Source organism: Actinacidiphila sp. bgisy144 (assembly GCF_057708105.1).
In genome coordinates, this window is record NZ_JBYIRM010000043.1 from 54,821 (window position 1) to 71,807 (window position 16,987).

The window sequence follows — 16,987 nt, forward strand, 5'->3', positions numbered from 1 at the left end:
CGGGACGCCGAACGGCCCGCCCCTCGTACGTCGATCCGTACGAGGGGCGGGCCGTTCGCGGTGTGGGGTGCTGCGCCGGGCCGCTCAGGTGAAGGACCAGATGACGCCGTGGTTGGCGACGGTGACCGCGACCATGACGGCCAGGTCGGCCACGCCGAGCACCAGGCCGAGGGCGGCGCGGCCGCGGCGGCGGGTGCCGCGGGCGAACGCGACGAGTGCGAGGACGACGGCGACCGGGCCGAGCACGACGTTGAGCACGAGCAGTCCGGGCAGGCCGAGCAGGAAGGAGGCGACCGCCATGCCGTCCGCGTCGCGGACGTTGCGGGAGACCGCCGGGGTCGCGGGGGCGGCCGGGGTGGCGGCGCTGACGGGGTGCGCTGCGGTGTTCACGGTGTTCCTCTCGGAAAACGGTGGGTTCTTCCGGGCGTCGGTCGGGCGCCCGCTCAGCGGTGGCGGCGGGCGATGCCCTCGCGGACGGCGAAACCGAGCAGCCAGGCCGCGATGGCGGCGGCGAGGACGGTGAAGACCGTGAGCGAGGTGTGGGCGGCGGCACCCATCAGGATGCCCATCCCCAGCAGGAGGACGACGAGGCTCATGTCTGCTGCACCTCCAGCGAGTTCGAGATTTCGGATGACAGTTGTTCACTGACTTCTCCAGTGTACGGTGGCCAAAGTCGGAGAACGGTTGTTTACTGAATGACATGAGTCACACTTCCGACGGCCCGCGGCCGCAGCCAGGATCAGGGCCGGGGCCGGGACCGGGACCGGGCACCGGGGAACCCCGGCCGGGCACCCGCCGGGCGCAGAAGCAGCAGACCCGGCAGGCGCTGCTGGACGCGGGCCTGCGCCTGCTGGAGCACCAGAACCTCAGCAGCCTGGGCCTGCGCGAGTTGACCCGGGAGGTCGGTGTCTCGCCCGCCGCCTTCTACCGCCACTTCCCGGACATGGACGGCCTCGGCGTCGCCCTGGTCGGCGAGGCGCTGGGTAGCCTGCACGAGGTGGTCCGCGCGACCCTCGCCGACGGCGCCGACGGCAGCGCGCCCGACGCCCTGATCGACCGGAGCGTCACCTTCACGGCGGCGTACGTCGACGAGCACCGCCCGCACGTCCGCTTCATCGCGCGCGAGCGGCACGGCGGGGTGCGGCCGGTACGGGAGGCGATCGCGGCCGAACTCGACCGGTTCACCGACGAGGTGGCGGCGGGGCTGGCCGTGCAGCCCGCGTCGGCCGGCTGGTCGGGGGCCGAACTGCGGGTGCTCGCCGGGCTCCACGTCGACCACATGGTGGCGACCGCGGCCGAACTGCTGGAGGCGCCGCCCGGCGACGCGGCCGCGCGGGAGCGGATCATGGCCGCGGCCCGGCTGCGGATGCAAATCATCAGCGTGGGCCGGCTGCACTGGCTCGACCCGGCGCCGGACCGGGCAGACCGGGCAGACCAGGCGGGACGAACAGACCGGTCGACGGCACGGGGCCGCCCGGGGCTGCCGGGGCGGACGTGAGGGGCGCGAACTGGGCCTTTTGGAGTCGGTACGGACCTCGGCCCGCTTCCGCACCGGCTCTCCCCCGCCGGCCCGCGCCCCTCTCGTGCGCCGCGGCTCCCAGAGATGCCGCCCCCCGATCATGGGGCGGACGACCGCCGTACGGGAGGACGGAACGCGACAGCCGGTGGTCGAAACGCGCCAGATCACGCGTAGGCTGCTGGAACGTCCCCCGGCGGGCAGCCGCGGGGCCCCCACCCAGGACGACCGCCGACCGCCGGAGTTCCGGTATGCCGCCAGCAGCGCCCACTGCCGACCCCCACCTGTCCACCCGCGCGCACCAGCAGCCCGGCCCGGACGGCGGCGCCGCCCGCGCCGCGCAGGTCCCGCCGCAGACCGAGTCCGTGGTGGTCACCCGCCTGATCGCCACCGCCGCCGCGAAGAGCCCGCGCGAGGCGGAACAGCTCGCGCGCGCCGCGGGGCTGCCCCACCTGCTGACCTCGCCGGAGACCACCCGTGCCCCCTCCGCGCACACCTACCGGCTGTGGGGCGCGGTGCTCGCGCACACCGGCTGCCGCGACGCCGGCCTGCTGGCTGCCGAGGGCTACCGGCCCGGCCTGCTCGACGTGTTCGACTACCTGATGTCCTCCGCGCCGACCGTCGGCGAGGGCCTGACCCGCGAGGCCGCCCACATCCACCTGATCAGCAGCAACTCCCTGCTCACCATCGAGGAGTCCGGGGACGAGGTGACCATCGGCTACGGCGTGCGGCGCGGCGACGACGAACTGCGCTGGGTGGTCGCGGAGTTCGCGATGGCGGTGCTGACCGCGCAGCTCCGGCACGCGACCGGGCGCGAACTCGGCCCGGTCCGGCTGGAGTTCGCCCACCGGGCGCCGCGGCGGCAGGCGCCGTACCGGGAGTCGTTCGGAGCCGCCCGGCTGGAGTTCGGCGCGGACGCCGACGCGCTGACGCTGCACCGGCGGGACCTGGAGCGGCCGTTGGACACCGCCGACCCCGCGCTGGCCGCGATCATGCTGCGCGCGGCCGCCGCCACCCCGCCCCCGCAGGCGCCCGCGGCAACGACAGCGACAGCGCCCGCGATGACGGATGCCGCTCCCGTTCCCGGGCTGCGTGAGCTGATCGCCACCCAACTGCCCTACGGGCGCCCCTCGTTGGCGGAGGCGGCGCGGCGGCTGGCGATCAGCCCGCGCACCCTGCAACGGCGGCTCGGCGACTTCGGCACCACCTGGCGGGCCGAACTGGACACCGTACGGCGTGAGCAGTGGCTGCGGCACGAGGAGGCGGGATCGGCGCAGCGCGCGGCGCGGCTGGGGTTCGCCGAGTCGCGCTCGCTGCGGCGGGCGATGAGCCGCTGGGACGCGGACGCGCGGGAGGGCCGCGCGGCGGGCGACGGCGGCGGCACCGAGGAGACCGGGACCGGCCGCCGGGCCGGCAGAGCGCAGGAGGCGGGCACGGCGTGAGCGACGGGACCGAGCGGGCCGGAGGCGAAGAGGGCGGCGGGGGCGGGGAGATCAGCGAGGGCGGCGACCCGGTGTGCTGGCTGGACCGGGTGTGCGAGGAGTGCGGGGCCTTCCGCGAGACGGCCGGCCCGGACTGCGCCCGCTGCGGCACTCCCTTCCCGGGCGCCGTCACCCCGCCCCCGCCCTCGCCATCCTCGGAAGGACCCCAGCCGCCCGGGCGGCGGGCCGACCGGTGAGCCGCGGCGCCGTCCTGGTCTTCAGCGCGACCGCCGGCTACCGGCACGCGTCGATCGGCGCCGGGGCCGCCGCACTCGCCGAACTCGCCGCCGCACAGGGCCTGTCCACCCGCCACACCGAGGACCCCGACGACCTGCGCCCGGCCGCGCTGGCCGGCTGCGCGGCCGTGGTCTTCCTCTCCCCCACCGGCGAGGTCCTGCACGACCGGGCCCGGGCGGCGCTGCGCGGCCACGTCACCGGCGGGGGCGGTTTCCTCGGTGTCCACGCGGCGGCGTGCGCGGAGTACGACTGGCCGTACTACGGCGAGTTGCTCGGCGCGCGCTTCGCCGGGCACCCGCCCCTCCAGCCCGCCGACGTCCTCGTCCACGACCGCGGCCACCCCGCCACCGCACACCTGCCGGCCCGCTGGCGCTGGACCGACGAGTGGTACGACTTCCGCGCCGGACCGGCCGGACGGGCGGTGCGGGTGCTGGCCTCCGTGGACGAGGGCAGCTACGACGGCACCCGGACGGGCACGGACCACCCGCTGGTCTGGTGCCACCGGGCGGGCGGCGGGCGGGTGTTCTACACCGCGCTCGGGCACCTCCCGTCCGCCTACGCCGACCCGGACTTCCGCCGCCACCTCGGCGGGGCGCTGGCATGGTGCGCCGGGGCGGCGGAGTGAGGCTCGTCCCGATCGCCCGCGGGGGGCGCGCGTTGCAGCGTACACGCCCGTAATTCCGGCCTTCCGCATACTCCTCGGGCGACGGCGCTACTACGCTGAGTGGCAGCAGGAGAGTGGCGGCGCCGGGGAACGGGAGGGCCGTATGGACGCTGGACCTGCACGGGCGGTCGAGCCGGACGTCGTACGATCCGGGGGGCGGCCCGCCGAGCAGTTGGCGCGGTTACTGGGCCGCGCCCGCAACGGCGCGCAGGCCGCGCGGCAGCTGGCCGAGGTGCGCGGCGCGCTGATGCACTACTGCGGCCTCCAGTCCTGCCGCCACACCAACGGGCCGCCGCGGGCGATGGACCGGCGCACCTACCGGCACAGCTTCCTGCTGCCGGACGGCGGGGTGCGGCTGGTGTGGGAGCTGGAGCACAACACCGGGCCCGGCGGGGAGCTGACCCGCGCGGTCTTCACCGACCGGGGCGAGCTGGCGCTCGCCGAGTGGGAGGCCGACACCGCGTTCGGGACGCCGCTGCCCATGCGGACCGGGCCCGGCCCGGCCGACCTCGCGGACCTCGCGGACCTCGCCGGGTCGGCCGGTCTGCCGGGTGCCGAGCCGCTGCCCTCGGCGAGCGGCCGCAACCGGGCGTACACCGAGGCCGGTTCGCCCGAGCACGCCCGCCGCCTGCTGCGCCGCGCGGCCAACGCGAACCCGCCGGGGGCCGACGTCCAGGGCCGCCTGCACGCGGCGGTCGCCCACACCATCGGCATGGTGGGCCGCCGCAGCACGCACGTCGCCGGGCGCACGGTGACCTGGTCGCTGTACGAGCACGCCTTCCTGCTGCCCGACGGCACCGAGCTGAGCCTGTGGGAGATCGACCACACCCGCACGCCGACCGGCAGCCCGGTGTGCGAGGTCTACGCCACCCGCGACGCCGCCCTGGACACGGCGGTCCGCCGCATCGAGGCCGGCTGAGCCCCGCTGAGCCCCGCCGGGCCCTGGTCCCACCCGACCGCCGCCCCCGGTCCGCACCGGGCCGCCGGCCCTGCTACGCGTTCGCCGCGTCGTGCTGCTCCCGGTGGGCGAGGACCTGGTCCATGTTGCCCTGCGCCCACTGCCGCAGCCCGCGGGTCAGGTGGTGCAGCGACAGGCCGAGGCCGGTCAGCTCGTAGGTGACCGTGACCGGCACCGTGGGGGTCACGGTGCGGGTGAGCAGGCCGTCGCGTTCGAGGGCGCGCAGGGTCTGGGTCAGCATCTTCTGGCTCACGCCGGCCAACTGCCGTGCCAGCTCGGAGTAGCGCATCGCCCGCGGGGTGCCGCCCTCCCCGCCGCCGCCCAGGGCGCACAGGATCAGGACCACCCACTTGTCCGCGATCCGGTCGAGCAGCTGGCGGCTGGGGCACCCCGCGAGGAACGCGTTGTACTCCGCCGCGGCCTGTGCCTTCCGTTCCGCCCTGGTCGCCACCGGTCCCACCTCTCACCCACGGGTCGTTACGCACTTCAGAGTGTCTCCTTCCCGAAAGGAAGCACCTCTCCAAGAATGGTGCAAGGGGACCTCAGAGACCACCCCCGTACGGCACGAAGCGAAAGGCACGGCAAATGAGCACGCCCTCCACACCCCTTCCCGGCGGACTTTTCCCGCTGGGCGACAAGGCCGTCACCCGGTTCGGATACGGCGCGATGCAGCTGGCCGGCCCGGGAGTCATGGGGCCGCCCGCGGACCACGACGGCGCGCTGGCCGTCCTGCGCGAGGCGGTCGCCCTCGGCATCACCCACATCGACACCAGCAACGCCTACGGTCCGGGGGTCACCAACGCGCTGATCCGCGAGGCGCTGCACCCGTACCCCGACTCGCTGCTCATCGCCACGAAGGTGGGGGCGAACCGCGACGCGCAGGGCGGCTGGCCCACGGCCCGGCGCCCGGAGGACCTGCGCAGGCAGGTCCACGAGAACCTCGACTCCCTCGGCGTCGAGGCCCTCGACCTGGTCAACATGCGGATGGGCGACGCCATGGGCACCCGGCCCGGCTCGATCGCCGAGGCGTTCGGCACCCTCGCCGACCTGCGGCGCGAGGGGCTGATCCGCCACCTCGGCGTCAGCAACGCCACCGCGGAGCAGGTCGCCGAGGCCCGCGGCATCGCCCCGGTCGTGTGCGTGCAGAACATGTACAACCTCGCCCACCGCCACGACGACGCCCTCGTGGACGACCTGGCCGCCGACGGCATCGCCTACGTGCCGTTCTTCCCGCTGGGCGGCTTCGCGCCGCTCCAGTCCGAGGCCCTCTCGCGCGTCGCGGACCGGCTCGGGGCGACGCCGATGGCGGTCGCGCTGGCCTGGCTGATGCAGCGCTCGCCGAACATCCTGCTCATCCCCGGCACCTCCTCCACCGCCCACCTGCGGGAGAACGCCGCCGGCGCCGCCCTCCCGCTGTCGGCCGAGGACCTGGCCGCGCTGGACGCCATCGCCGGCTGACCCGGCGCGGTGCGAAGGCGCCCTACGGGCCGTGCGGCTCCCGGCAGGCGCAGGCGGGGGCGCCTTCGCCGTCGGCGAGTTTGATGAGGGTCAGCCGGGACAGCGGCGGCGGCGCGCCGGTGCGGCCGGCCCGCCGCCAGGCGATGAGCACGGTCAGCCGGATCATCTTCCGGGCCACGTACACCAGCAGCGCGGCGAGCGGGAGTTCGGCGACCACCGCGGTGACGACCGCGCCGGCCAGTTCGTCGCTGTTCCAGTCCAGCACGATGTCGAACCAGGCGTCGCAGCACAGCAGGGCGGCGGTGACCAGCGCCCACGGGATGAAGATCTGGAGCCGCCGCCAGGCGCACAGCGCGGTGATGCCGATCGCCACGATCAGGGCGCAGTCGAAGCCGACCCAGGCGAAGCGCCACTGGTCGACCTCGTGGTGGTCGGGCAGGCTCGCCGACAGGTAGCCGATCCACGGCACGAGGAAGAGAAAGCTGCCCGTGACGACGGCGAGGAACAGTTGGCGCAGGTGCCGCACGTGCGGGTCGTGCGGCGACGGGACCTCGTCATCCATGCCGTCCACTGTGCCAAAGGCACCGCCACCCGGCGCCGCGGACCTGCGGCCGCGTCCCCGCCTCAGGAGCACGGCACCGGGCCGAACGGGTCGAGGGAGCCGACGGTGTCGGCCAGGCAGCGGAAGGCGTCCTCGCCGAGCGGCTCGACCACCCGGGCCCGCAGCGTCCGCGCGAGCAGCACTGCCGCGGCCCGTACGGACCCGGCGCCGGCCGGGGTCAGCGCGGTGTGGACGACCCGGCGGTCGGTGGCGCAGGGGCGGCGCTCGACGAGCCCCGCGCCTTCGAGCCGGTCCACCAGCTTGGTGGTGCCCGCGGTGGAGAAGCCGAGGGCGGCCGAGAGCTGGTTCATCGGCGCGGCCCTGCCGGGTGCGGCGGCCAGGAACATCAGGGCCTGGAAGGAGCTGGGCGCCAGCTCCTGCTCGGCCTCGACGACGGCGAGCATGCCGTCAGTGAGCCGCCGCACCCCGGTGTGAAGGGCGTGCCACCGCGTGAGCAGGGCCAGCTCGTCCGCGTCGGGGCCCGGGTGCACCGCGCTGCGGCTCGGGGGTTGCGCCACCATGGGGCCCAGTATCCCCCGGCCGCCTTCCGGCCGGTCACCCGGGAGCCCGTACGGCAGCCCGGGCAGACATCGGATGCCTGCCCCTGTCCCTACCCCTGCCCCCTGTGTCTGCGGCCCGCGCCGACGGCCGACTCCCGTTCAGTCCCGGCCCGTCCCCCGGTACAGCTCCAGTTCGCCGTCCAGCTCCAGCGCCAGCACCGTGGCGTACGGGTCGACGTCGCGGGGCGCGGGCGCGTCGATCCACAGCACGCCGGGCACGTCGTGCAGCCCGCCGGTGACGTGGTGGCCGACCTCCGTGCCGGTGCCGAGCACCGTGGCCCGCCGGACGGCGTTGCGCAGGCCGCGCACCGACACCGTCTCGCGCGGCGGGTCGAAGCAGGTCAGGTACAGGGTGCGGCGGTCGGCCGACAGCGTGCTGGGACCGTAGTGGTGGCCGGGCGGCAGTCCGGCCGAGGTCCCGTACACCGCCGGCGCGTGCCGGGCGGTCCAGGCGCCCAGGCCCTCCAGGCGGTCGGCCTGCTCGGGCGTGATCGTGCCGTCCTCGCGCGGGCCGACGTCCAGCAGCAGGTTGCCGCCGGCGCCGACGGTCTCGGCGAGGTAGCGGACGAGCTGGCCGACCGACTTGTGCCGGTGGTCCTGCGGCTGGAAGCCCCAGGAGTCGTTGACCGTCAGGCACAGCTCCCAGGGGCCGTCCGGTGCCACGAGCGGGACGCCCTGCTCGGGTGTGGCGTAGTCGCCGCGGTGCAGCATGCGGGCGTTGAGCACGGCTTGCGGGGTGACTGCGAGGATGTCGTCGGCGAGCGCGTCGATGCCCCACTGCTCGGCGGACCGCTCCCACTCCCCGTCGAACCACAGCAGGTCGGGCCGGTAGCGGGTGGTCAACTCCCGCACCTGCGCGTCGCGGTAGGCCAGGTAGCGGCGCCACGCGGCCGGGTCCTCGGCGCCCGGTTCCGGGGCGCTGAACCGGCTGTCGTTGACGGGGATGCCGGCCGTGCCGCCGGCCGGCGACGGGTGGCGCACGGTCGCGTAGTCGGGGTGGGACCAGTCGGAGTGCGAGTAGTACAGCCCGACGCGCAGGCCGTGCGCGCGCAGCGCGTCGGCGTAGCCGCCGACCAGGTCGCGCCCGGCGGGGGTGTCGCGGGCCACGGACAGGCCCTGCTGCGCGGTGTCCCACAGGGCGACGCCGTCGTGGTGGCGGGCGGTGAGCACCGCGTAGCGGGCGCCGGCCCGGGCGAACAGCCGCGCCCAGGCGTCGGGGTCGTAGCGGGCGGCGGTGAACCCGGCGAGCTGGCCGAAGTACTGCTCGCGGCTGACCCTGCCGTCGTAGAACGCCCACGACTCCGGGACGCCGTCGACCGCGTAGACGCCGTAGTGCACGAAGATGCCGAGCTTGGCGTCGGAGAACCAGGGTTGCATGGGCATGAGCCGCACCCACTCCCATACATCGGAGGTATGACCGGACGGCTTGACCTTAAGTCGCCCCGCGCCGCCGATCAATCCCCGGCCGCCCCAAGATCGGAGAGCGCTCTCCCACCGTGGTATAAAGGCAGGTATGACCACCAGCCGTCCGGGTCGACCGCACCTGCCCACACTCGAAGACGTCGCACGGTCCGCCGGGGTCTCGCGGGCGACGGTCTCCCGGGTGGTCAACGGCACGCGGAACGTCGACCCGGAGATCCAGAAGGTGGTCCAGCAGGCGGTGGCCCGCACCGGCTACGTGCCGAACCGCGCGGCCCGCACGCTCGTCACCCGCCGCACCGACGCGGTCGCGCTGGTCTTCTCGGTGCCCGGGCACGGCGCCGACGACCCCTTCATGTCACGGGTGTTCAGCGACGCGTTCTTCGGCCGGATCGTCGGCGGCCTTCTCACGGTGCTGCGGCCGCGCGACATGCACCCGGTGCTGATGCTCGCCGACTCCGACCAGGCGCGGCGCGAACTCGTCACCACCCTGCGCCAGCAGCACATCGACGGCGTGGTGCTGGTCTCGATCGCCCCCGCCGACCCGCTGCCCGCCCTGCTGGCCGAAGCCGGGCTTCCCGTGGTGCTCTTCGGCCGCCCGGCGGAGCCGGTGCCGATCAGCTTCGTGGACATCTCCCAGCAGGCGGGCGTCGAACTGGCCGTCGACCACCTCGTCTCGCTCGGCCGCACCCGCCTCGCCACCATCGCCGGCCCGCACGACTCCCCCGCCGGACGGGACCGCCGCGCGGCCTTCCGCGCCGCGGTGACCGGCCACGGCCACCCGCGCCCGCCCGCCGTCGAGGGCGACTTCACACAGGAGAGCGGCGAGGCGGCGATGCGCGCGCTGCTGGCCGAACACCCGGACACCGACGGGGTGTTCGTCGCCAACGACCTGATGGCGCAGGGCGCGCTGCTCGCCCTGCGCGACCTCGGCCGCCGGGTGCCGGAGGACATCGCCGTGGTCGGCTTCGACGACAGCAGCGCGGCGACCGCCTCCCGGCCGCTGCTGACCACCGTGCGGCAGCCGGTGGAGGACATGGCCGCGGAGATGGGCCGGCTGCTGCTCGCCCTCATCGACGACAGTGCCCAGCAGACCCGTTCGGTGATCTTCAGGACGACGCTCGTCCGCCGCCGGTCCGCCTGACGCCGTCCGCCCAGGGCCTGTTGCGGCGGGCGGCCCGAGCGGAGCGGCCCGAGCAGGACGACCGTCGCCGACCCGACCGACACCGACCCGGGCGGCTCAACTCCCGGCCGGCTCCGCGGTGATCGCGATGACCGTGGCCACGATGCCCTCGTGGACGATCCAGCGCCCGGTGAACACGTCCGGGCCGACGCCCTCGGCCAGCAGCGGACCGGGCACCAGCAGCCGTGCGGTGAAAGTGCCTTGGGGCGGACCGGACAGCAACGGCTCCTCGGTCAGGAGGAGTTCGGCCTCCTCGAAGCCGAGCATCCGGTGGTGGTAGGGATACCACGCCTTGTAGACGGTCTCCTTGGCGCTGAACAGCACCCGGCCCCAGTGGATCTCGGGCCGCTTGCCGGTCAGTTCGGCCAGCGCCGCGCGCTCCTCGGGCGTGGAGTGGATGACGTCCAGCACGCCGTCGGGCAGCGGGCCGTGCGGCTCGGCGTCGATGCCCAGCGCGAGGACGTCGGCGGCGCGCGCCACGGCCGCCGCCCGGTACCCCTCGCAGTGCGTGATGCTGCCGACGACGCCCGCCGGCCAGACCGGGGCGCCGCGGTCGGCGTCGTCACGCGGGATGGGCCCCGCGGGCACCCCGAGCGCGGCGAGTGCCTCGCGCGCGCAGGCCCGCCCGGCGGCGTGCTCGGCACGGCGCTTGGGCACCGCGCGGGCGACGGCGGGCTCCTCCTCGGGCAGCAGCGGGACCCGGTCGAGCTCGTCGCCGTAGGCGACGCGGGTGCGGACCGCGGCGGGGACCAGGCGCTCGATCATCGCGCCGCCCCCGGCCGGCCGGCGAGGATGCGGCGCGGGCCGAGCGGTCCGGCGGCCCGCGCACCCCACTCGCGCGGGTAGCCGAGCGACGCCTCGGTGAAGCGGACGCCGTCGCGGTGGATGATCCGCGGGATGTGCAGATGGCCGTAGACGACCTCGGTGGCGCGGAAGCGCAGGTGCCAGTCCTCGGTGAGCTCGGTGCCGCACCACAGCGCGAACGACGGGTAGCGCAGCACGCGGGTCGGTTCGCGGTGCAGCGGCCAGTGGTTGGCCAGCACCGTCGGCAGCTCGGGGTCCAGGGCCGACAGGCGCTCGGCGGTCTGCGCGACGCGGGCCCGGCACCAGTCGTCGATGCCGGGCAGCGGGTCGGGGTGCAGCAGCATCTCGTCGGTGCAGACGACGCCCAACTCGCCGGACTGCTCCAGCGCCTGCGCCTTGGTGGTGGCGCCGGGGGTGCCGTCGCGCCACGTGTAGTCGTAGAGCAGCGCCATCGGGCAGACGGCGACCGGGCCGTTCACGCCCTCCCAGACCGGGTACGGGTCCTCGGGGGTGATGACGCCCAGGCCGCGGATCTGCTCGACCAGGTACCGGTAGCGGGCCTCGCCGCGCAGCGTCAGCGCGTCCTTGGGGTGCGTCCACAGCTCGTGGTTGCCGGGCAGCCAGATGACGGTGCCGAAGTTCTCCTTGAGGGTGCGCAGCGCCCACAGGATGTCCTCGGCGATCTCGCCGACGTCGCCGGCCACGATCAGCCAGTCGCCGTCACCGCCCGGCCGCATCTTCTCGACGATGTCGCGGTTGGCCTCATAGCCGACGTGCAGGTCGCTGATCGCGAGGAGTTGCGGGGCGCCGGCGGTCGATGTCTGCACGGTTCCGATCATGTCAGACGCCTCCCCGTCCGCGGTACGACTTCCGCGGTCGGCTCGGCGTTTTGCGCCCCGGCGGCCGTGGAACCGTCCCAAGATGCCCGGTGCGTACGGGTATTGGCGCCCGCGGTGGGGCGCGGGGCGGGAGCCGTACGGCGCTCAGGCCCGGTCGACCAGGACCGCGGCGCCCTGCCCGACCCCGACGCACATGGTGGCCAGGCCGCGGGCCGCGCCGGTGCGGCGCATCCGGTGCAGCAGGGTGGTGAGGATACGGGCGCCTGAGCAGCCGAGCGGGTGGCCGAGCGCGATGGCGCCGCCGGTGGGGTTGACCAGGTCGGGGTCGATGCCGAGTTCGCGTACGCAGGCGAGCGCCTGGGCGGCGAACGCCTCGTTGAACTCGGCCTCCTGGACGGAGTCGACACCGCGGCCGAGCCGGGCCAGGGCGCGGCGGGTGGCCGGGACCGGGCCCATGCCCATGACGTCGGGGTGCACACCCGCGCTGGCGCCCGCGGCGTAGCGGCCCAGGGACTCGAGGCCGAGGTCGGCGAGCGCGTCCTCGCTGACCAGCAGGAGCGCGGCGGCCCCGTCGTTCATGGGCGAGGAGTTGCCCGCGGTGACGCTGCCGCTGGCCCGGAAGACGGGGGCGAGGGCGGCGAGGCGTTCGGCGGTGGTGTCCTCGCGGATGCTCTCGTCGGCGGCGACCACCACCCCGTCGGGGCGGGTGACGGGCAGGATCTCGGCGTCGAAGAGGCCGTCCTTGCGGGCCCGCGCGGCGTTGCGGTGGCTGCGCAGCGCGAAGGCGTCCTGGTCGGCGCGGCTGACGTCGTGGCGCGCCGCGACCTCCTCGGCGGTCTCGCCCATGGACAGCACGCCGTGCAGGTCGCTCATCCGCGGGTTGGTCAGGCGCCAGCCGAGGCGGGTGTCGTGGGTCTGGAGGGCGCGCGGCAGGGCCTCGTCGGGGCGGGCCATGACGAAGGGGGCGCGGCTCATCGACTCCGAGCCGCCGGCCAGCACCACGTCGGCCTCGCCGGCGGCGATCGTGCGGGCGGCGGTGGTGACGGCCTCCATGCCGGAGGCGCACAGCCGGTTGACGGTCGCGCCCGGCACGCTGTCGGGCAGCCCGGCGAGCAGGACGGCCATCCTGGCGACGTTGCGGTTGTCCTCGCCGGACTGGTTGGCGGCGCCCCAGTAGACGTCGTCGATCCGGGCCGGGTCGAGGGCGGGGACGCCGTCGAGCAGGCCGCGGATGACGGTGGCCGCGAGGTCGTCGGGCCGGACGGTGGACAGTGCACCGCGCAGGCGCCCGATCGGAGTGCGGCGGGCGGCGGCGAAGTGGACTGGGCGCATCGCGGGCTCCTCGGTACCGGAAAACTAGCACCGAGAGTTTAAGCCGGTTCCGGCCCGGCGTACACCGTCCCGGGCCGTGCGTGCGGCCGGCCGGCCGGCGGGGACAGGTTCCCGCCGCGCCCCGCGTGCGCGCCGGCGGCCGCCGGGCGTCAGCCGCGCTCGCGGCGGCCGTGCAGCCGCTCCAGCTCGCGGCGGTCGCGCTTGGTGGGGCGGCCGGCACCGCGGTCGCGCACCCCCATCGCGAGGGCGTCGGTGCGCGGCGGCGGGGGCGGGCTGTTGTCGACGTACGCCTCCGCGGCGACCGGGGCGCCGACCCGCTTGGCGAGCAGCCGGGACACGACGACCACGCGCTCGCGCCCGGCGTGCAGCAGCCGTACCTCGTCGCCGACCTTCACCGCCTGCGCGGGCTTGACCCGCTCGCCGTTGACCTTCACGTGCCCGGCCCGGCAGGCGGTCGCCGCCTGCGACCTGCTCTTGGTCAGCCGTACGCACCAGATCCAGGAGTCGACGCGGACGCTGCCGCCGGGGTGCTCGTGTTCTGCCGCCATGGGGGAAGCCTACGGCGGGCGGCCACCGCTTTTCCGGGGTTCGGCCGGACGGGTGACGGCGTCGCGCCAGGTGGGCGCGGTCCGGCCGGAAACAGGCGGGGCGGGCGCGGGCGGGCGGCGCGGGCGCTGGATGCGCCTTTGGTGGGGCAGGCACGGGCGGCTGCCGCCCGAGGCGCCGCGGCCGGCGTTCGAACAGGCCGCGGCCGACGGGTGGCCGGCGCCGACCGGGACGTACGTGTCCACGACGGCGGCCGGTGAGCGCGAGGCGGCGGCGCTCACCCGGGTTGTGGACGTGCCGGCTGGACGAGCGGTGGACGACCTGCGCGCGGCGCCCGGCGCGATCGCGAACCGGCTCCTGGCCGAGGACTGGGCGGTGAGCGGCCCGAACCGGCGCCGCCGAGCGGCGCACCGGCGGGCGGCCTCGCAGGTCCGCGGGGCCGCCCACCGCGCGGGCGCGGTGCCGCGCGGTCAGCGCGCGTACACCGCCACGAAGTCCCGCGTGGCCTGGACGTAGTAGCGGTCCGGCGGGTCCTCGAAGTCGAGGATGTTCGTGGGCTTGGGGTTGGACGGGTCGCGGCTGCTGTCGTAGGACATGAACGACGGCCAGGCGCGGTTCATGTCCAGCGGCATGGCGCGGACCGCGCCGGCGCGCTGCATCAGGTCGGCGAGGCTCTGCGCGGACAGCGCCTGCCCGACGACCATGATGATGTCGCCCTGGGCGGTGACGCCGACCCCGGAGCGGGGGACGAACATGCCGCCCTGGTCGGCGACGCCCCACTTGGACCCGTCGTCGATGTCGGGCACCACCTTGCCGTCGTCGACCATCAGCTCCAGGCACTGGCGGACGCCGACGACGTCGGGGGTCATCCGCACGTCGCGGCCCCAGACGCCGACCTTGATGGAGCCGTCCTTGTAGAAGACCTCCGAGGCGGCGCCGTCGCGCAGTTCGCCGTCGGTCCTGCCGTCGAGGTAGAAGCCGCCGCGGGAGCCGCCGTCGGTGATGCGGAAGCCGCCGTTCCAGGTGGCGACCAGGCCGGTGCGGCTGCCCTTGGGGATGGTGGGCGGCACGTCGAAGGTGCCGCCGGGCTCCATGAAGCCGGGGTGGAGCTGGAAGCGGGCGTGCTTGCCGCTGATCCAGGCGACGGCCGCCTCGTAGGAGGTGTGCTCCTCGTCGGGGCGGACATAGGTGCCCTGGACGATCGGTTCGCCGTGGGCGCTGCTGAGGGTGCGGTAGACGCCCTCGCCGGGCAGCGCCGGGCTGACCGGCGGCGTCATGGCCGCGCGCATGGGGATGAGGGGCTGGGCCGGGGCGGCGGCGTGGGCGCCGGGGGCGGGGGCCGCGGCGGCGCCCGCGGTGGCCTTCATCCGGGCCAGCGCGTCGGCGGACAGGGTGCCGCCGACCTTCGGCGGGTGCATCCGGTACTGGACGTTCTCCAGCTTGTCGACGACGAAGCCGAGTTCGTGGTCGCGGGCCCACTCCGCCAGCCGGGCCTGGGTGCTGTCCTTGCCGGGGTAGGTGAGCGCCTTGCCGACCGACCAGCCGACGGTGCCGACGCACACCACGCACACGCCGAGCGCGCCGCGGGTCACCATGCGGCGGCGGCGCAGCTGACCGGGGGTCAGGTCGCGGCGGTGCTTCCAGGGCAGCAGTCGCCTGCGCGGTCCGCGTCCGCGTCCGCCTCCGCCGCCCGGCGGGTCGACGGTGTCACCGCCGGGCTGCTGTTCCGCGATCGTCATGCCGCTCCCTCCGCGTGCCGCGCGCACGTTAATACGCTTTTCCTACGTATTGACCGGAAAGGCGGTGGTCCTATCACGCGAACGCCGGGAAACACCCGGCCGCCGCACCCGGCCCCGCGCACCCGCCGAAACGGTGCTCAACCGGGCGCCACCGCGGGGCCGGCAGTGACGGAAGTGGCCGAATCCTTTCGAAGGAGCCGGGTGCTCTGAGAGGATGCCCCTGCGGCTCGCGGCCGCCCTGACACGGCCGTAGGCAGCGCATTTCGCCCAGGCGGGGTGCCACACGAGGAGGCGGTGGTCTGCGGATCACCGCCTCCTCGTGCTGTCGCACCCGGCCGCGCACTGGCCGGTACGGCCCTCTTGACGCCGCTACGGCAGCGTCGCCACCACCGCCGCGTACGACAGGCCGGCGCCGTAGCCGAGCAGCAGCGCGGTGTCCCCGGAGGAGACGTCGCCGGCGGCCAGCACCGTGTCCATCGCCATCGGGATCGACGCCCCCGAGGTGTTGCCGCTGGTGACGATGTCCTTGGCGACGGCGACCCGGGCCGGCAGCCCCATGGACCTGGTCATGCTGTCGATGATCCGCTCGTTGGCCTGGTGCGGGATGAAGGCGTCCAGGTCCTCCGGCCGCAGGCCCGCGGCCTCGACCGCCCGCGTGGCCACCTTCGCCATCTCGTACACCGCCCAGCGGAAGACCCGCTGGCCGTCCTGGCGCAGGGCGGGGAAGGGGTGGCCGGGGTCGTCCCTGAGGGTGTTCCACGGCACGCTCTGCCGGATCGCGTCGGCCTGCGAGCCGTCGGCGCCCCACACCGCCGGGCCGATGCCGGGGGTCTGCGAGGGGCCCACCACGACCGCGCCGGCGCCGTCGCCGAAGATGAAGGCGGTCGAACGGTCCGTCAGATCTATGATGTCCGACATCCTTTCCACCCCGACCACCAGTACGTGGCCGCCCCGGGCCCGCACCGCGTCGGAGGCGAGCACCACACCGTGCACGAACCCGGCGCAGCCCGCGGAGATGTCGAAGCCCGCGGCCCGGTCGGCGCCCACCCGGTGGGCGATCTCGGTGGCGATCGCCGGGGTCTGGAGCAGGTGCGTGAAGGTCGCGGCGATCACGCAGGTCACGTCGTGCGGGGTGATCCCCGCGGCGGCGATCGCCTTGAGGGCGGCCGCCTCGGCCATCACGCCCAGCGTCTCGTCCGGCTCGGCCCAGCGCCGGGTCACGATGCCGGTCCGGGCGCGAATCCACTCGTCGGAGGAGTCGATGTGGCGGCACGCCTCCACGTTGTCCACGATCCGCCGCGGGCGGTACGCACCCACTCCGAGAATGCGGCTGTGCGGTGCCCCCATGGGCACGGCGATCTCAGCTTTCATGGGAGCCTTTCAGGCCATCGACCGGCCGGGAGGTCCACACCCCCGGCCGCGGCGCCCCCACGGGCGCCCCGACGATTCTCCCGCGCGCGCCGCCCCCCGGCGCACAGCCACCCCGGCACCGGACCACTTCGGCCACGGCGTCCCCGCCCGACCACGGGACTTGCCGCCCCCGCGGAACGAAGCGCCCGGCGCGGGCGAACGGTTCCCGGCCACGGGCGCAGCGGCGCATACCCCGGCCCCGGGGGGGGGGGGGGGGGGGGGGGGGGGGGGGGGGGGGGG

At 75.3% G+C, this 16,987-nt stretch carries 20 protein-coding genes; 8 read left to right on the plus strand and 12 right to left on the minus strand.

The window, feature by feature from the left end; genetic code table 11:
* Nucleotides 1-84: 84 nt before the first annotated feature.
* Both AC3EVP_RS33360 and AC3EVP_RS33365 read right to left on the minus strand, forming a co-directional pair.
* On the minus strand, nucleotides 85-300 hold the full coding sequence (locus AC3EVP_RS33360) for a DUF4190 domain-containing protein (protein WP_335976915.1): 216 nt from the start codon (nucleotides 298-300) through the stop codon (nucleotides 85-87).
* Between the two features lie 143 nt (nucleotides 301-443).
* Nucleotides 444-596, minus strand: coding sequence for a hypothetical protein (locus AC3EVP_RS33365; protein WP_200823366.1), 153 nt, complete (start codon nucleotides 594-596; stop codon nucleotides 444-446).
* 104 nt (nucleotides 597-700) lie between these two features.
* On the opposite strand from AC3EVP_RS33365, the gene AC3EVP_RS33370 reads away from it, so the two are divergent.
* From AC3EVP_RS33370 to AC3EVP_RS33390, 5 genes are all read left to right on the plus strand, one after another.
* Nucleotides 701-1,498: a TetR family transcriptional regulator gene (locus AC3EVP_RS33370; protein ID WP_435136565.1), complete on the plus strand. Its 798-nt coding sequence runs from the start codon at nucleotides 701-703 to the stop codon at nucleotides 1,496-1,498.
* 269 nt (nucleotides 1,499-1,767) lie between these two features.
* Nucleotides 1,768-2,958: an AraC family transcriptional regulator ligand-binding domain-containing protein gene (locus tag AC3EVP_RS33375; RefSeq protein ID WP_435136568.1), complete on the plus strand. Its 1,191-nt coding sequence runs from the start codon at nucleotides 1,768-1,770 to the stop codon at nucleotides 2,956-2,958.
* Nucleotides 2,955-3,194: a hypothetical protein gene (locus tag AC3EVP_RS33380; protein WP_435136571.1), complete on the plus strand. Its 240-nt coding sequence runs from the start codon at nucleotides 2,955-2,957 to the stop codon at nucleotides 3,192-3,194. The genes AC3EVP_RS33375 and AC3EVP_RS33380 overlap by 4 nt, the downstream gene beginning before the upstream one ends.
* Entirely contained in the window at nucleotides 3,191-3,859 is a 669-nt protein-coding gene (locus AC3EVP_RS33385) for a ThuA domain-containing protein (protein ID WP_435136574.1), read from the plus strand. Before AC3EVP_RS33380 ends, AC3EVP_RS33385 begins: the two co-directional genes overlap by 4 nt.
* A 142-nt stretch (nucleotides 3,860-4,001) precedes the next feature.
* Nucleotides 4,002-4,817: a DUF6227 family protein gene (locus tag AC3EVP_RS33390; RefSeq protein WP_435136577.1), complete on the plus strand. Its 816-nt coding sequence runs from the start codon at nucleotides 4,002-4,004 to the stop codon at nucleotides 4,815-4,817.
* A gap of 73 nt (nucleotides 4,818-4,890) precedes the next feature.
* Here AC3EVP_RS33390 and AC3EVP_RS33395 read toward each other — a convergent pair whose 3' ends face one another.
* The gene (locus tag AC3EVP_RS33395) at nucleotides 4,891-5,307 is read right to left on the minus strand and encodes a winged helix-turn-helix transcriptional regulator (protein ID WP_435136580.1); all 417 of its coding nucleotides are present in this window, start codon (nucleotides 5,305-5,307) and stop codon (nucleotides 4,891-4,893) included.
* A gap of 134 nt (nucleotides 5,308-5,441) precedes the next feature.
* Between AC3EVP_RS33395 and AC3EVP_RS33400 the strand changes: the two genes are divergently transcribed.
* On the plus strand, nucleotides 5,442-6,314 hold the full coding sequence (locus AC3EVP_RS33400; RefSeq protein WP_435136583.1) for an aldo/keto reductase family oxidoreductase: 873 nt from the start codon (nucleotides 5,442-5,444) through the stop codon (nucleotides 6,312-6,314).
* Nucleotides 6,315-6,336: 22 nt separating this feature from the next.
* Here the strand turns inward: AC3EVP_RS33400 and AC3EVP_RS33405 are convergent, their stop codons facing one another.
* The 3 genes from AC3EVP_RS33405 to AC3EVP_RS33415 form a co-directional block, all read right to left on the minus strand.
* Nucleotides 6,337-6,876: a hypothetical protein gene (locus AC3EVP_RS33405; RefSeq protein WP_335976425.1), complete on the minus strand. Its 540-nt coding sequence runs from the start codon at nucleotides 6,874-6,876 to the stop codon at nucleotides 6,337-6,339.
* A 62-nt stretch (nucleotides 6,877-6,938) separates the two neighbouring features.
* Nucleotides 6,939-7,436, minus strand: a complete 498-nt coding sequence (locus AC3EVP_RS33410) for a MarR family winged helix-turn-helix transcriptional regulator (protein ID WP_335976427.1) — start codon at nucleotides 7,434-7,436, stop codon at nucleotides 6,939-6,941.
* 138 nt (nucleotides 7,437-7,574) lie between these two features.
* Nucleotides 7,575-8,867: an alpha-L-fucosidase gene (locus AC3EVP_RS33415; RefSeq protein ID WP_488179842.1), complete on the minus strand. Its 1,293-nt coding sequence runs from the start codon at nucleotides 8,865-8,867 to the stop codon at nucleotides 7,575-7,577.
* A gap of 121 nt (nucleotides 8,868-8,988) precedes the next feature.
* On the opposite strand from AC3EVP_RS33415, the gene AC3EVP_RS33420 reads away from it, so the two are divergent.
* Nucleotides 8,989-10,038, plus strand: coding sequence for a LacI family DNA-binding transcriptional regulator (locus AC3EVP_RS33420; protein WP_435136590.1), 1,050 nt, complete (start codon nucleotides 8,989-8,991; stop codon nucleotides 10,036-10,038).
* Nucleotides 10,039-10,134: 96 nt separating this feature from the next.
* On the opposite strand, the gene AC3EVP_RS33425 is transcribed toward AC3EVP_RS33420, so the two are convergent.
* The 4 genes from AC3EVP_RS33425 to AC3EVP_RS33440 all read right to left on the minus strand — a co-directional run bounded on the left by AC3EVP_RS33425 (nucleotide 10,135) and on the right by AC3EVP_RS33440 (nucleotide 13,600).
* The gene (locus tag AC3EVP_RS33425; RefSeq protein WP_335976436.1) at nucleotides 10,135-10,842 is read right to left on the minus strand and encodes a 4'-phosphopantetheinyl transferase family protein; all 708 of its coding nucleotides are present in this window, start codon (nucleotides 10,840-10,842) and stop codon (nucleotides 10,135-10,137) included.
* Nucleotides 10,839-11,720, minus strand: a complete 882-nt coding sequence (locus AC3EVP_RS33430) for a metallophosphoesterase family protein (protein WP_435136593.1) — start codon at nucleotides 11,718-11,720, stop codon at nucleotides 10,839-10,841. Before AC3EVP_RS33430 ends, AC3EVP_RS33425 begins: the two co-directional genes overlap by 4 nt.
* Nucleotides 11,721-11,864: 144 nt before the next feature.
* Nucleotides 11,865-13,052 carry a thiolase family protein gene (locus AC3EVP_RS33435; protein WP_435136596.1) on the minus strand — a complete coding sequence of 396 codons (1,188 nt, stop codon included), beginning with the start codon at nucleotides 13,050-13,052 and terminating at the stop codon, nucleotides 11,865-11,867.
* 149 nt (nucleotides 13,053-13,201) lie between these two features.
* Nucleotides 13,202-13,600: an RNA-binding S4 domain-containing protein gene (locus tag AC3EVP_RS33440; RefSeq protein WP_335976442.1), complete on the minus strand. Its 399-nt coding sequence runs from the start codon at nucleotides 13,598-13,600 to the stop codon at nucleotides 13,202-13,204.
* Between the two features lie 130 nt (nucleotides 13,601-13,730).
* Here AC3EVP_RS33440 and AC3EVP_RS33445 point away from each other — a divergent pair, with 130 nt between their 5' ends.
* Nucleotides 13,731-14,114: a hypothetical protein gene (locus AC3EVP_RS33445; RefSeq protein ID WP_435136600.1), complete on the plus strand. Its 384-nt coding sequence runs from the start codon at nucleotides 13,731-13,733 to the stop codon at nucleotides 14,112-14,114.
* Here AC3EVP_RS33445 and AC3EVP_RS33450 read toward each other — a convergent pair.
* The gene (locus AC3EVP_RS33450; protein ID WP_435136603.1) at nucleotides 14,069-15,337 is read right to left on the minus strand and encodes a phosphodiester glycosidase family protein; all 1,269 of its coding nucleotides are present in this window, start codon (nucleotides 15,335-15,337) and stop codon (nucleotides 14,069-14,071) included. The genes AC3EVP_RS33445 and AC3EVP_RS33450 overlap by 46 nt on opposite strands.
* A 369-nt stretch (nucleotides 15,338-15,706) precedes the next feature.
* Nucleotides 15,707-16,708 carry a beta-ketoacyl-ACP synthase III gene (locus AC3EVP_RS33455; RefSeq protein ID WP_435136606.1) on the minus strand — a complete coding sequence of 334 codons (1,002 nt, stop codon included), beginning with the start codon at nucleotides 16,706-16,708 and terminating at the stop codon, nucleotides 15,707-15,709.
* Nucleotides 16,709-16,987: the final 279 nt, after the last annotated feature.

Excerpts from the sequence above, each read along its gene's own strand:
- AC3EVP_RS33390 (WP_435136577.1), top strand. The coding sequence starts at position 4,002 with ATGGACGCTGGACCTGCACGGGCGGTCGAGCCGGACGTCGTACGATCC.
- AC3EVP_RS33445 (WP_435136600.1), top strand. The coding sequence starts at position 13,731 with ATGCGCCTTTGGTGGGGCAGGCACGGGCGGCTGCCGCCCGAGGCGCCG.
- AC3EVP_RS33440 (WP_335976442.1), bottom strand. The coding sequence starts at position 13,600 with ATGGCGGCAGAACACGAGCACCCCGGCGGCAGCGTCCGCGTCGACTCC.
- AC3EVP_RS33405 (WP_335976425.1), bottom strand. The coding sequence starts at position 6,876 with ATGGATGACGAGGTCCCGTCGCCGCACGACCCGCACGTGCGGCACCTG.
- AC3EVP_RS33365 (WP_200823366.1), bottom strand. The coding sequence starts at position 596 with ATGAGCCTCGTCGTCCTCCTGCTGGGGATGGGCATCCTGATGGGTGCC.
- AC3EVP_RS33375 (WP_435136568.1), top strand. The coding sequence starts at position 1,768 with ATGCCGCCAGCAGCGCCCACTGCCGACCCCCACCTGTCCACCCGCGCG.
- AC3EVP_RS33420 (WP_435136590.1), top strand. The coding sequence starts at position 8,989 with ATGACCACCAGCCGTCCGGGTCGACCGCACCTGCCCACACTCGAAGAC.
- AC3EVP_RS33360 (WP_335976915.1), bottom strand. The coding sequence starts at position 300 with ATGGCGGTCGCCTCCTTCCTGCTCGGCCTGCCCGGACTGCTCGTGCTC.
- AC3EVP_RS33410 (WP_335976427.1), bottom strand. The coding sequence starts at position 7,436 with ATGGTGGCGCAACCCCCGAGCCGCAGCGCGGTGCACCCGGGCCCCGAC.
- AC3EVP_RS33430 (WP_435136593.1), bottom strand. The coding sequence starts at position 11,720 with ATGATCGGAACCGTGCAGACATCGACCGCCGGCGCCCCGCAACTCCTC.
- AC3EVP_RS33425 (WP_335976436.1), bottom strand. The coding sequence starts at position 10,842 with ATGATCGAGCGCCTGGTCCCCGCCGCGGTCCGCACCCGCGTCGCCTAC.
- AC3EVP_RS33370 (WP_435136565.1), top strand. The coding sequence starts at position 701 with ATGAGTCACACTTCCGACGGCCCGCGGCCGCAGCCAGGATCAGGGCCG.
- AC3EVP_RS33450 (WP_435136603.1), bottom strand. The coding sequence starts at position 15,337 with ATGACGATCGCGGAACAGCAGCCCGGCGGTGACACCGTCGACCCGCCG.
- AC3EVP_RS33435 (WP_435136596.1), bottom strand. The coding sequence starts at position 13,052 with ATGCGCCCAGTCCACTTCGCCGCCGCCCGCCGCACTCCGATCGGGCGC.
- AC3EVP_RS33455 (WP_435136606.1), bottom strand. The coding sequence starts at position 16,708 with ATGAAAGCTGAGATCGCCGTGCCCATGGGGGCACCGCACAGCCGCATT.
- AC3EVP_RS33400 (WP_435136583.1), top strand. The coding sequence starts at position 5,442 with ATGAGCACGCCCTCCACACCCCTTCCCGGCGGACTTTTCCCGCTGGGC.